Here is a 12,746-nt window from a genome sequence, read left to right on the forward strand (position 1 = left end):
TGCCAGCTGTGACAGTCGAATACCTTCAAATGGGCTTCTCTGCTCATAGTTTCGCTGATTTTGACCATATTCGTCAATTCAAATTATCTTTAACCATAGGCGACAAATCGCTTTCAATTAAATTATGAAAACAGATTGGTATAAATCGATGAACGATCCTCAGACTACTTCACACATCCTCATGGTTAGGCCGTCCTCCTTTGGATTTAATACTGATACAGCGATGTCTAATGTATTCCAGGCTGCCCCTATCCATCAGCAAGCAGCTCAAATTTCCCTCGAGGCTACCAAAGAATTTGATGAGCTCGTGCATACGCTCGTGCGCGCGGGCATCCAGGTCATGGTGGTTGAAGACACCCCGCAGCCGGTAAAGCCGGATGCTGTTTTTCCAAATAATTGGTTTACAACACATTCTGACGGCACCTTCATTACCTATCCGATGCAGGCGCCTAACAGAAGAGCAGAACGCAGAGAAGACATCGTGACCCTGTTAGAAGCATCCTATCAAATAAAAAACCGATACTCTTTTGAACACGATGAGCAAGATGGCAAAATCCTGGAAGGCACCGGTAGTATGATCCTGGACAGAAAAAACAAACTGGTCTATGCCTGTTTGAGTCCACGCACAAACCCTGAACTTTTAGAACGGTTTGCATTGATCCGACAATATGAAAAAATAGTATTTAATGCATTTGATCCTCAGGGGATTCCGGTATATCATACTAATGTCATCATGGCTTTGGGTGAAGATATAGCCGTCGTATGTATGTCAGCTATTCGGGATGAAAACGAAAAAAAAATGCTCCTGGAGGCTATTGGGAGGACAGAGAAGAAATTGGTAGACCTCTCCTGGGAGCAGGTCTTGAATTTTGCGGGAAATATGATTCAATTGAGAGATAAAGAGAACCATTTAATCTGGGTAATGTCAGAATCCGCCAGGTCCTCCCTGACTCCGGAGCAATTACTGATGCTCAGAGCATCGGGTGATATTCTTTCCAGCCCGATACCTACTATAGAAAAATATGGGGGAGGCAGTGTGCGGTGCATGATAGCCGAGATATTTTTGCCGGTTAAAAAGCCCAAATAAACATTAAGCCTGTATCGTATCCACCCTTTTAATTGCGAGAAGGATACCTACTGTCAGTACAGAGCCCACCAGTACAATGCCAACAAATGGAATTTTGGAAAACAATAATCCAACGGCACCAAATAACACAGCCACACCGGGGTAGTGGTCAAAAGAATGTTTGATGCCTTTGTTGATCGACCATCCGCGCATCTCATGCAAGCCATCGATGATGATAGCTCCAAATAAAAAACTTTGGATTAAAAACTTTGCTAACCACTTTAACCAAGCACCACCCATGATACTTAAGGCTGCCGAGCTCAGACCAGTCAACACTTGCTCCAAAATAAAACAGATAAAGACTGCTATGACAGTTCTGATTTGTGATTTGACAAAAAACCTGAAGGTGGGTCTATAAGGGATGCCGTACAAAATCTCCAGGGCCCTACCTCCAAAATGAAACACAAATGACATCACCAGAAATAAGAATACGTAATTGTAAAAACCGGAATTGGTAAAATTCCAATCTGATAAAAATGCCCCGCCAGTCAGCCCCAGATGCACCTGGTCAAAATCACCGGTGACGATATGACCTAGATTAGAGATGCCATCAGCTATTAGCCCGAGCATTTTAAAACCCAGTGCAATAGCGAGCACGGCAAAGGTGGTATAGATCCAACGCATGGATTGCCACTTGTCCCACAGTCTGTATTTGATTATAAAATCTTTGCTGATGCGCAGCGCCCCGATAGAAATAACGATTTGTCTAAGCATGGAAGAGATCGATTTTGATATATAAACCTTCTATTCAATACTTTAAATTCCTTTCTCAAGGTCATATTCGATCAAATCAGGAATTTTTCGGACCAAACCTATATAGTATCTGGATCCAGATGATCCACTATCTCCAGGCCAAAGGCTTTAAGCCCTACCCGTTTTCGTGGTTGTGAGGTGATCAAATTAATCTTACAGATACCCAGATCCCGCAGGATTTGCGCACCTATACCAAAATCACGTTGCTCTTTTGTAGCATCCGGATGTTGCCCTGTCTGGTTGTTGTGATCTTTGAGCGCTTCGAGAATAGATACTTTTTTCTCCTCATGGAATAGGTTGAGGAATACCCCTTTGCCTGTGGATTGCATATAATCCATGGTCTTTTCTACCTGGCTGGCATATCCATTGAATAGTATACTATAGATGTCGCCTGATTCGGATGAGGAGTGGACCCGTACCGGGACTACTTCGTCCGGTAGAAAGCTGCCTTTTACAATAGCAAGATGTTCGTCGCCATTATTTTGTTTGAATACGATGGCTTTAAAGGATCCGTGTTTTGTGTCTATATCCCGCTCGTAGGATCGCTCTACGATTCTTTCTTTTTTGAGTCTGTGCGTCACCAGGTCCTGAATAGAGATTATTTTCAAATTATGGATAGCTGCCAGCTCTATCAGCTCAGGCAGGCGGGCCATAGAACCATCTTGATTAAGGATCTCGACGAGGACTCCCGCCGGGTATAAACCTGCCAGTTTAGCCAGGTCAACAGAAGCTTCGGTATGGCCATTGCGTCGGAGCACCCCTCCTGTCTTTGCTCTGAGTGGAAAGATATGTCCGGGTTTTGCGAAATCGGTGGCCTTGGTTTCTGGCATGGTCAGTGCTTTGATGCACTTGGATCTATCATGAGCGGATATTCCGGTAGTACAGCCTTGCCCTATGAGGTCTACAGATACGGTAAAAGCCGTTTCATGAAAAGCTGTATTGGAGGATACCATTAGAGGAAGATCGAGCTCGTCAGCCCGGTTTTCGTCTAAAGGGGCGCAGATGAGGCCTCGGCCATGAGTTGCCATAAAATTGATGATCTCTGGGGTGATTTTTTCGGCAGCACAAATAAAATCGCCTTCATTTTCACGATCTTCATTGTCTACTACGATGAGCACTTTGCCTGCCTGTATATCTTGGATGGCTTCTTCTATGGTGTGTAGATTGCCTGTATTTTGATTCATTTGCCTGCAAATGTAAGGATTAAAAATGCTGGCCACACTGATGGAGATTACTCCTCCGTATTTTTAAGGGATATTTCCAAATAGGCTTCGTTGACTCCTACCATAAATTTATTATAATAAATTAAAAATCAACAAATTATACATTCTTGGCCGCATAAAAAACGGTCTTGCATCCGACTACCCTTTTTCGATGATGGATAAAAGTTTTTTAGTATGGTGCTCCCAGGAGAAAAGTTGTCGTACCGCCTCGCGGGCCCGCATTCGATTGGACCAGTTGAGGTCAAAATTTTGGTTTGCATCGATAATATATTGGGCATATTCAGCGGGACCTTCAGCTACAAATAAATAAGGTGCCAGTGTATCAAGCCCTGATCTTACCTCCTTACTGCAGATGACCGTACACCCACAGGCCATGGCCTCCAATACTTTGTTTTGCTGCCCGGTACCCAAGGTGATCGGGGCTGCGAATACTTTTGCCCTCAGATAGACAGCGGCCGATGACTCAGGGTTAGCGATTAAGTCTATAGGGTATTGACTATTCGCAATCCATTTTGCTAGTGCCTGGTCGGGATCGGCCCCTGCAATGACTATCTTGAGCTTGCGGTCTGATTGAGCGATTTGGGGGATAACTTCTTTAATCAAATACTTGACAGCCTGGATATTGGAGTAATATTGAAGATTGCCTAAAAATAAGAGATCGATATCCCTCGTACCGGTCACTGTAAGTTTGAAAAATTGAGGCGCCAAACCATTAGAGACTGGAGTAAGAATTTGGGTGCTTTTAAGCGAGAAGTTCGTAGCGTCTTGCTGGGAGATCACTGTATGGGCATCAAAACGAGGATAGATCGAAGATTCATAATTTGATAGCCTTTTGGCTTCGAGATTCCAAAACCATCGCGTCCACAGACTGCAATACTGAGATCTTTTAGCTGCGCCGTGACTAAAACAATCCATGTAGTCCAGGGTCTTGTGACCTGGTTGGGACTTGACATATTCTGCCACTCTGATCAATTGACAATATATTCGATCGGGGTGGGTGACTTCGATTAAAGTATCCACTTTTCTCCGGATGTTTGAATTAAAAAAATAGGCAATTTGCAGTGGAAGTCCTTTTAAAAAACCTGATAACAAGTTGAGTATAATCCCTGGCCATTTGATTCTGAAGATATGGATCTCCTGGCAATAGGGTCGAAGCTGATCCATAGACGCTTCAGATACTTCTTGATCACTGATGCAGGCAAGGGTGATCTCAAAACGTGTGGCTAATTGCTGGATTTGATAATAAAGTCGGAGTTTGTCCCCTTTTTCTAAAGGATAAGGAAATCGTGAACTAATGATGAATAGCTTCAAATCTTAAGACACCGCATGATTGTGATATCCTGATTCGATCAGGGAGTGATATTTGTGAATCAGTCCAGTCGCTATTTTATAAGTATCGTAACGGTCTGAGACAAAATTTACAGCGTTATGACCTAAGCGGGTGATTTCATCAGGATTAAAATGGATGTACTCCAGGCATTCGAGAAACTGCTCAGGCGTATCAGCTATAAGGATGTTTTCTTTATGGGTAGCCGGTATGCCTTCCAAACCAAGTGAAGTAGTAATAATCACTTTCCCCAAAGCCATACCCTCCAGGATCTTCACTCGCATACCACTGCCAGACAAAAGTGGAACTACCATTACAGGATGGCTGCTGATAAATCGATTGGAGTCTTCGACTTCTCCATGAATGATCACTTTAGGGATCTTAAGATTTTTGATATGATCAGGACAATTGCGTCCGGCTACATGCAACTCAAACTCCGGATGATGGGCATTGACCATTTTCCATACCTTGGTCAAAAACCAGTTTAAAGCTTCAGAATTGGGCATCCAGTCCAAAGCTCCAATAAAAGTAATGCTGAGTGATGTATTAGGCTGCAGGTGAGGCTGATATTGTTTTAACTCAATGCCGATGGGCGAAGTGATAGCCCCATTATGATATCCAAGTTTTCTGAATTTGCCAAGGTCCCGGTCAGTGAAAGCGATCAGGAGGTCATATTTTTCAAATTGCTCCACCTCATACTTTTTCAGTTGTTTGGTGAGGTGTTTGAGATACCATTTTCGCCAATTATTGGGATGGTGTTCGATGATTCGCTCCCAGATCTCATGCTCTATATTGTGTGCGCGCAGAGAGATAATGGCAGTAGAATATTTTTGAATGGTTTCAATATAAGGAGCCAGGTACAGGGTCTCCAATTGAATGACATCAAATTTTTCTTTGGTGAGGATCTCAATCAGTTTATCATTAAAATCTTCTGAAATAAACCGGGCTACATGGTAAGATTGGCCTTTGACGAGGTTGATGAATGCATCCCAGCCATTGATAGAAGTATCGACATTGACAGAATGAATCTCAGTGAAATAAGAATAATCGCTGGGTAAATTAGCTATGTCGTAATGATGCTTATGCGTATTCATCGACAGCAATGTCAGATCACAACCCATTTGGTGAAGCGCTTTACTCAGATGGGTCACCGCTATAGATTCACCGTCTTTTAAAGGAAAAGGAAATTTTTTACAGAGCTGAAGTATGCGCATAATTTCTACTGAAGCGACTCGCAAATATGGTTAAAAAATTCGAATTGACTATCATCAGTGAGATTTATGTGTGAGGAAAACTGAATGATACCTTTAGGAAAGACTTAAGATAAATTGTTTGAGGCATTACCTATTTAACGAAAGAATTGGCTTTTTGGTGGGTCTTTGCTTTAAAATATCATCAATTGCCTGAATTATTTTTCTATATGCCAAAAATTAGGAGATTTGTGCCCTATTAATGGAATATATTATATCGGCAAGACAGCTTTGCAAGTCCTATGGAGATGTAACAGTGCTAAAAGATCTTGATCTTGATGTAGGCCAGGGCGAGATCATAGCTATTATGGGTAAGTCTGGTTCTGGTAAAAGTACTTTACTGCATATTTTGGGTACACTAGATCGGCCAGATGCTGGGACAGTCACTATCGCCGGACAGACTCCTTTCTCGCTGAGTCCGGATAAATTGTCAGAATTTAGAAATAAAGAGATCGGATTTGTATTTCAGTTTCATCATTTGCTTCCGGAGTTTGATCTAAAAGAGAATATATCTATGCCTGGATACATTGGGGGCTGGAGTAAAAAAGATATGGATGACAGAGCCAATACTTTGATACAATACTTTGGATTACAGGCTAATATTAATAAAAAGCCCTCTCAGCTGTCAGGGGGAGAACAACAAAGAGCTGCTATATGCCGAGCTTTGTTTTCTCATCCAAGCGTAATCCTGGCAGATGAACCTACCGGCAACCTGGATCAATCCAATGCCGAAGAATTTCATAGATTGATCCGCCAGCTCAGTACAGATTTTAATCAGACTTTTGTCATCGTAACTCATCAGCCTGACCTGGCTGACCAATGTGATAAGATCCTTACTCTTGAAAATGGATCTCTTCATCTAAGATCCTGATAATTAAGCCTCTTTATCTTTTAATAAACCTGGCTGTATATGGGGTAGACTCGCTATTCAGTTTTAGCCAATACAGTCCGTGAGGCAAGGCTCCGATATAAATGGAGTGTATCTTTTGCCCGGAGGTGACACCTTTTAACATAATTTGCCCTTGAGCATTGATGATGTCCCAACCTGCAGGGGTGTGGGTAGGAAGGTCCATGTATACCAGATCACTTGCTATGGAAGGATATATTTTGAGGGATTGGGTGGGGATAGCTGCCTTTAAGGGAGTAGTCAAAGCATCAAATCGGGTACCCGAATTGATCACCTCATGGGTGCTGGCATTTTGTACAAAAGCCAGGGCATACATTTCCTCTGGTTTCCACCCGTTTTGATCCGTATAGGTAAAAGTAAATTTTTGTTCTTTGGCGTCAGGTATAGTGATTTCCTGGCCGGTCACCGGTGTCAAAAACTTTCGCATGACATCATGATGGTCTAACTCTCCATTGGAAGCTGTAAATCTTAAGTTGCGTTCGGCCAATAATACCATCAGCCTGAGACTACCATTTATCGATCCATTAGGCTTCAGGGTGACAGTCACCACTTTATTAGATTCAGTTACTACCACAGCCAGGGGGCTGGTCTTTTGTATTTCTTTTTTAAGTATTTCTTCTGACACCAGTGGAGTGCCACCTAACGTATTTCCGCCATTGAGCACTACAGAAGGAGATCCAAATATATTGTAGTAATTTGCCCTATCCTGATTTTCCGTTTTATTGAATTGATACAAGGGACAGCCACTATAGGGATAGGGTGGGTGTATGGACACCCTGTGTACATTTTGAGCGTATTTTTCCATGAGATCGTTGAGGGCAGGATTGCGACTGGCACAGATAGGACACCAGGTATTGGTAAAATGCTCTACCAGGACATATCTTGGTACGGTCTGACCAAAGGCCAGGGCTGTAAAACCAATAAAGCCAACCAGAACCAAAAAATTTTTCATAAAAAGTGTTTGATGTAAAGATATTACTACAACGACGGATAATCCACTTTGGTTGAAAGATCCAAAATTTTAAGAGAGTATAGATTCTATATCCTGATGAATTACTTCAATAAGAGTTTTAGACTTTTTGTTAGAATCTTACACACGCTTTGAATGCAGTCCTCAATTATAAATAATTAATATATAGTTAATAATAAATTAAATAATAATATAATATTTAATATTTGGAAGGAGCCATGTAGTTAAGTTAATGTCATTTGATGGTTAATATTTAACTTTAGCCCGCAAACCCAAATTTTTTTAATGACTTTCCCTGATTTTACTTCTGGCGATGTATGGATAAGCCTGCTGACCCTCACTTTTTTAGAGATTGTACTCGGTATAGATAATATCATATTTATCACCATTATTTCATCCAGATTGGATATTAAGGACCAACGACCAGCCAGAAACTGGGGATTGTCCATAGCCATGCTGTTTAGGGTCCTCTTATTATTTGGTATATCTGCCTTTATGGCGATGACTAAGCCGATCATTTCTTTTGATTGGGGCTTTGCTTCTGCAGGCTTTTCGATACAAAGTCTGATCCTGATAGCAGGAGGGTTGTTTTTATTATACAAATCCGTCTCGGAGATATTCGAGAAATTAGAGGGCGAAGACATGCCCAAATCTCATATCAAGTCAAAGGCCCCTTCGTTGATAAGTGCTATCTGGCAAATCTCTATCATCAACCTGGTATTTTCTTTCGACTCTATACTGACCGCTATCGGGATGACTAAAGTGTTGATTATCATGATATTGGCAGTTATTTTTTCTATATTAATCATGATGTGGTTTAGCGGTCCGGTTGGTAATTTTGTCAATCAGCATCCCAGTATTCAGATGCTGGGGCTGTCTTTTTTGATTTTGATCGGCTTTATGTTGATCACAGAAGGGTCGCATGAAGCCAATTTACATGTATTTGGCAATCATCTTGGTACGATTCCACGAGGGTATCTGTACTTTGCTATTGCATTTTCTCTTTTCGTAGAATTTTTGAATATCAGGACCCGTAAAAGGAAAAAGCCTGTCCAGTTGCATGGTGCAGGACAGGAAGCTATATCCGAAGGATTAATGGACAAAATGAAAGAAGGTTAGGAATTGCTGGATCTTCATATTGAAAAAATAAACATCTTGCACTTATCCGCGTTAAAAATTATTTGCTTTTTAAGCTCCTTAGCTTTCTTTTTCGGCTGCCAGGAAAATGCGAAATACCCAGAGATGCATTTCGAAGGCAAGAGCATGGGGACTTCATATCATATCACTATCTACGATCCATCCTCTGATGCCAACAAAGAACAATCGCTAAAAATCTCTGTCGACTCCTTATTATACTGGATTAATCTGGGAATCTCCACTTATGAAAAAAACTCTTTGGTAACCTTTTTTAATCAGAGTCGGAGCCATCAGATCGTTTTTCCGGTAAATGATACTACCCCAGGTGCTTTAGATCACTTTTTCACCAATTTATCCGTAGCTCATCAAACATTTAAGACCAGTCATGGTTTTTTTGATCCTACAGTGATGAAACTGGTTAATTATTGGGGGTTTGGTTATTCCGGAAGGGTCAAAGTTCAAAATCCGGATACCGCTATTCTAATGACCATTCTAAAAAGTACCGGGATGGACAAAGTCAATTACCAATACGATAAAGTCAGTCACCAATATGAATTGTATAAATCAGACAGCCTGATCGAACTTGATTTTGGAGGTATAGGTCAAGGGTATGGCGCAGATATGATCGCTCAGTTTTTAGACCATCGTGGATATAATAGTTTTCTCGCCGAAGTAGGCGGTGAAATGGTAGCCAGAGGAACAAAACCCGATGGTAAAAAATGGACTGTTGGGTTAAACACACCCCTGGAGTCAGCTGCTACAGACGATATTTTTTCCAAAGTGGCCCTTCAGGATGAGGCCATTACAACCTCAGGCAATTATCGAAACTTTTATACTTCAGGAGCTGAAACCTATTCTCATACGATGAATCCCAAGACAGGTTTTCCACAGCGGTCGACGCTCCTGAGTGTGACATTGATCGGATCGGATTGTACGAGTATCGATGCTATGGCGACTGCATGCATGACAGTGGGTATGGACTCCTGTACTGCTATCGTATTGAGGCAAAGCATAGAGGCCTATTATATCTACAGGGCCGGAGACAGTCTGCAAGTGGATATGACCCCGGGCTTCAAACAGTACCTTGTGCCTGAATAAGGCAAAGCGCTTATTTTTCAATCTTAGTTTACTCAAAGTATAAGCATGGACATAGACTTTATCACAAATGATTTAATATTCATAGACATTGAGGCCACCGGGCCTAATTTTTTAAAAGATCGGATCATACAGCTGGCCATGATCAAATACACTCCAGGAGGTGAGCGATTGGTATGGAATGAGCTCATCAATCCTGGTATCCCGATCTCTGAAGAGGCATATGCAATACACAATATTGATGCAGGCCAGCTAGCCCGTAAACCTGGTTTTGGTCTGCTAGCTGACAAAATAAAGGCATTCATAGGAGCTGCGGACTTAGTGACTTACAATGCATATAAATTGGATATTCCAATATTGATGGAAGAATTTGCCAGAGTTGGCATTGATTGGCATATAACGGGCAGAAAAATAGTAGATGCACAGAGGATCTTTCATAAGATGGAGCCCCGTACCCTACGTGCAGCTTTAAAATTTTATAATAATCAAGATCTGATCTCAGCCCATGATGCGCTGGCCGACGCTGATGCGGTCGTGAATATATTCAAAGGACAAATAGAAAGATATCAGAATGCCACGATGACCGACGAAGATGGTAATGAGTTCATCAGTCCGATCAAAGCAGACATCCAGGCCTTACATGATTTTTCCAATGATCCTCAAATGGTCGATGTCACCAATCGCCTTAAACTAAACAATGAAGGAGTGATGGTATTTAATTTTGGAAAATATATAGGACAATCTGTCATAGATGTGTTTAAAAGAGACCGTAATTTTTACCATTGGATTCAGAATAAAGACTTTTCTGTCCAAGTCAAAACCATACTGAAAAAAGTATACAAAGAACATATTGACCCCAAAGTTTAGTTTGCTGTAGCCTGGCAATTTGAGATGAGTTATTGCTACGTTAATAACTTAAATGATTAAAATAAACGAAGCATAATGCCCGTAACTTTGAGGGATATTATATTATTTTAAAGATCAGCGCAATGATAAACACTACGATTTTAAAGAAGGGATTGCAATTATTAGGAGTTTTGGTTTTGCTATCGATGATAGGGCTTACAGCTTGCCATAAAACTGACGATGACCAATCCGGAGATTTGAAAATCAGTTTTTCTCCAAAGTACGGCAGCGAAGATTTTGTGACCTTAAAGTCATTTCCCTATGCCGGGACCCGGGCGATCAAATGGAGCAAGTTTGATTTTTATGTGACCGGGATCAGGCTCGTTTCTGCTAGCGGTAGTCTTGATGTTTCAGATGTTGGAATGATCGATTTTACCTCAACAGATGTCAATAACAGACTGATCAATCTGCGGGATATTCCGGCAGGCGATTATACAGGCATTGAATTCAATGTCGGGGTCGGTACCGATCTTAATAAAAAGCAACCCAAAGATTATAGCAGCTCCAATCCACTCTCTTCTACCAGTCATTATTGGGAAGCCTGGAACTCCTATATCTTCTCAAAGATGGAAGGGGTCTTCGATTCATTGGGGACGGGCACTTTTGATTTAGGGTTTGCTATTCATACCGGTACAGATGAATGTTTGCAACGGGTGTCTATCGCAAAGAATATTAAAATCTCAAATGGTGCTTCCTCAGAAATGGGCCTGGACCTTGATATCAAAAACGTATATGCCCCCGGAGGAAGTTTTTTTGATCTGAAAAGCAGCCCGCTTAATCACAATCCGACCAATATTGAGGTGTTGAAATTGTTCAGCACCAGACTGGCAGCAGCCATTCAATTAAAAAATTGATCTTTTAAATTTTAATGGGGCCAATAAGGATTATAGGTTTATTTTCAATGCTGGTGATGATCGCTGGTTGCGATTATGATCCAAGTCTGGATACCAAGGAAGACCTTTTGCTCATCCCTTATCAACCGGTATCCCTGGCTACACCATCACTCCCTACTTATCCTGCTATGGAGATTCCTTCCGACAATCCATTGACTCAAGCGGGTGTGGCTTTAGGCAGAAAATTATTTTATGATCCGATCTTGTCAGGAGATTCTACTCAGTCTTGTTCGAGTTGTCATCATTTAAACCAAAGTTTTACGGATGGGTTGGCCACCAGTAAAGGCATAGATGGTTTGTCAGGCAGACGCAGTGCTATGAGCCTGATTGATGCCGGCTTTCAGAGAGCGGGTTTGTTTTGGGACGGGAGAGTATCCACCCTCGAGGCTCAAGCCCTTTTGCCTGTAGAAGATGTGTTGGAAATGCATTTTAATTGGCCTGATGCGATACAAAGATTGCAGCGACATAAAGACTATCCTACGGATTTCAGGAAAGCGTTTGGTATTACGACCATCGATTCTATTACTAAATATCTGGCTGCCAGGGCCATTTCTCAATTTGAACGGACTATGGTCAGTAGTGGTAAGTCCAAGTATGATCTTGCCTTGACTCCCGGCTCAGGAGTATTTTTTACTGAAAGTGAGCTCAGGGGATTTGATATGTATTTTGATAAATCTGGTGGTCGATTGCCAGATGCCGAGTGTTTTCATTGTCACAATGCGCCTTTGATGGCATCTACAGATTTTTTTAATAACGGTATACAACAAGTCAGTTCATTGGATGATTTTAAAGATAAGGGAAGGGGTGCCATTTCAGGCGCAACTGCCGAAAATGGTATGTTTAGAGCTCCGTCCCTGAGAAATATCGTGCTGACTGCACCCTATATGCACGATGGCAGATTCAAGACATTGGAGGAGGTTATCGATCACTATGATTCAGGAGGTTTTCTCGCAGAAAATAAAAATCCTTTCATCCGAAAACTGAAGTTGACCCCTGGCCAAAAACAAGATATCATCGCTTTTCTGCACACATTGACAGACAGCAGTTTTGTGCAAAATCCAGATTTGAGATCTCCATTTTAATCTGCCAAAAATTAAAATATCACTTAAATCAAGTAAGGATATTTCTGAGTCGGTCGTAGTTTGCTCTATTTAGTAGT

The 12,746-nt window shown here is 41.6% G+C and carries 12 protein-coding genes; 7 read left to right on the forward strand and 5 right to left on the reverse strand.

All coding sequences use genetic code 11. The annotated features are described in order from the left end of the window. Positions 1-148: 148 nt before the first annotated feature. Positions 149-1,087, forward strand: coding sequence for an amidinotransferase (locus tag IPJ09_19795; protein MBK7373634.1), 939 nt, complete (start codon positions 149-151; stop codon positions 1,085-1,087). A gap of 3 nt (positions 1,088-1,090) precedes the next feature. Here IPJ09_19795 and IPJ09_19800 read toward each other — a convergent pair whose 3' ends face one another. From IPJ09_19800 to IPJ09_19815, 4 genes are all read right to left on the reverse strand, one after another. After that, the gene (locus IPJ09_19800; GenBank protein ID MBK7373635.1) at positions 1,091-1,840 is read right to left on the reverse strand and encodes a hypothetical protein; all 750 of its coding nucleotides are present in this window, start codon (positions 1,838-1,840) and stop codon (positions 1,091-1,093) included. A 98-nt stretch (positions 1,841-1,938) separates the two neighbouring features. Continuing rightward, the gene (gene ribB, locus IPJ09_19805; protein ID MBK7373636.1) at positions 1,939-3,063 is read right to left on the reverse strand and encodes a 3,4-dihydroxy-2-butanone-4-phosphate synthase; all 1,125 of its coding nucleotides are present in this window, start codon (positions 3,061-3,063) and stop codon (positions 1,939-1,941) included. Between the two features lie 177 nt (positions 3,064-3,240). Next, positions 3,241-4,413, reverse strand: a complete 1,173-nt coding sequence (locus IPJ09_19810) for a glycosyltransferase (protein MBK7373637.1) — start codon at positions 4,411-4,413, stop codon at positions 3,241-3,243. 3 nt (positions 4,414-4,416) lie between these two features. After that, positions 4,417-5,643, reverse strand: a complete 1,227-nt coding sequence (locus IPJ09_19815; protein MBK7373638.1) for a glycosyltransferase — start codon at positions 5,641-5,643, stop codon at positions 4,417-4,419. Positions 5,644-5,890: 247 nt separating this feature from the next. On the opposite strand from IPJ09_19815, the gene IPJ09_19820 reads away from it, so the two are divergent. After that, on the forward strand, positions 5,891-6,550 hold the full coding sequence (locus IPJ09_19820; protein ID MBK7373639.1) for an ABC transporter ATP-binding protein: 660 nt from the start codon (positions 5,891-5,893) through the stop codon (positions 6,548-6,550). A 13-nt stretch (positions 6,551-6,563) separates the two neighbouring features. Here IPJ09_19820 and IPJ09_19825 read toward each other — a convergent pair whose 3' ends face one another. Then, the gene (locus tag IPJ09_19825) at positions 6,564-7,538 is read right to left on the reverse strand and encodes an Omp28-related outer membrane protein (GenBank protein MBK7373640.1); all 975 of its coding nucleotides are present in this window, start codon (positions 7,536-7,538) and stop codon (positions 6,564-6,566) included. Between the two features lie 303 nt (positions 7,539-7,841). Between IPJ09_19825 and IPJ09_19830 the strand changes: the two genes are divergently transcribed. The 5 genes from IPJ09_19830 (at position 7,842) to IPJ09_19850 (ending at position 12,669) form a co-directional block, all read left to right on the forward strand. Beyond that, positions 7,842-8,675 carry a TerC family protein gene (locus tag IPJ09_19830; GenBank protein MBK7373641.1) on the forward strand — a complete coding sequence of 278 codons (834 nt, stop codon included), beginning with the start codon at positions 7,842-7,844 and terminating at the stop codon, positions 8,673-8,675. Positions 8,676-8,798: 123 nt separating this feature from the next. Further along, a complete protein-coding gene (locus tag IPJ09_19835) occupies positions 8,799-9,791 on the forward strand; it encodes an FAD:protein FMN transferase (GenBank protein MBK7373642.1) in 993 nt (330 codons plus the stop codon). A gap of 45 nt (positions 9,792-9,836) precedes the next feature. Beyond that, the gene (locus tag IPJ09_19840; protein ID MBK7373643.1) at positions 9,837-10,655 is read left to right on the forward strand and encodes a 3'-5' exonuclease; all 819 of its coding nucleotides are present in this window, start codon (positions 9,837-9,839) and stop codon (positions 10,653-10,655) included. Between the two features lie 122 nt (positions 10,656-10,777). Further along, entirely contained in the window at positions 10,778-11,548 is a 771-nt protein-coding gene (locus IPJ09_19845) for a hypothetical protein (GenBank protein MBK7373644.1), read from the forward strand. Between the two features lie 167 nt (positions 11,549-11,715). Continuing rightward, positions 11,716-12,669: a cytochrome C peroxidase gene (locus tag IPJ09_19850; GenBank protein MBK7373645.1), complete on the forward strand. Its 954-nt coding sequence runs from the start codon at positions 11,716-11,718 to the stop codon at positions 12,667-12,669. The last annotated feature ends 77 nt before the right edge of the window (positions 12,670-12,746 follow it).

This window comes from Saprospiraceae bacterium, from assembly GCA_016709995.1.
Taxonomy (GTDB): Bacteria; Bacteroidota; Bacteroidia; order Chitinophagales; family Saprospiraceae; genus JADJLQ01.

What these genes read in the sequence shown, in the direction of transcription:
- IPJ09_19795 (MBK7373634.1), top strand. Translation starts at nt 149, where the DNA reads ATGAACGATCCTCAGACTACTTCACACATCCTCATGGTTAGGCCGTCC.
- IPJ09_19800 (MBK7373635.1), bottom strand. Translation starts at nt 1,840, where the DNA reads ATGCTTAGACAAATCGTTATTTCTATCGGGGCGCTGCGCATCAGCAAA.
- ribB (MBK7373636.1), bottom strand. Translation starts at nt 3,063, where the DNA reads ATGAATCAAAATACAGGCAATCTACACACCATAGAAGAAGCCATCCAA.
- IPJ09_19815 (MBK7373638.1), bottom strand. Translation starts at nt 5,643, where the DNA reads ATGCGCATACTTCAGCTCTGTAAAAAATTTCCTTTTCCTTTAAAAGAC.
- IPJ09_19825 (MBK7373640.1), bottom strand. Translation starts at nt 7,538, where the DNA reads ATGAAAAATTTTTTGGTTCTGGTTGGCTTTATTGGTTTTACAGCCCTG.
- IPJ09_19830 (MBK7373641.1), top strand. Translation starts at nt 7,842, where the DNA reads ATGACTTTCCCTGATTTTACTTCTGGCGATGTATGGATAAGCCTGCTG.
- IPJ09_19835 (MBK7373642.1), top strand. Translation starts at nt 8,799, where the DNA reads ATGCATTTCGAAGGCAAGAGCATGGGGACTTCATATCATATCACTATC.
- IPJ09_19840 (MBK7373643.1), top strand. Translation starts at nt 9,837, where the DNA reads ATGGACATAGACTTTATCACAAATGATTTAATATTCATAGACATTGAG.
- IPJ09_19845 (MBK7373644.1), top strand. Translation starts at nt 10,778, where the DNA reads ATGATAAACACTACGATTTTAAAGAAGGGATTGCAATTATTAGGAGTT.
- IPJ09_19850 (MBK7373645.1), top strand. Translation starts at nt 11,716, where the DNA reads ATGGAGATTCCTTCCGACAATCCATTGACTCAAGCGGGTGTGGCTTTA.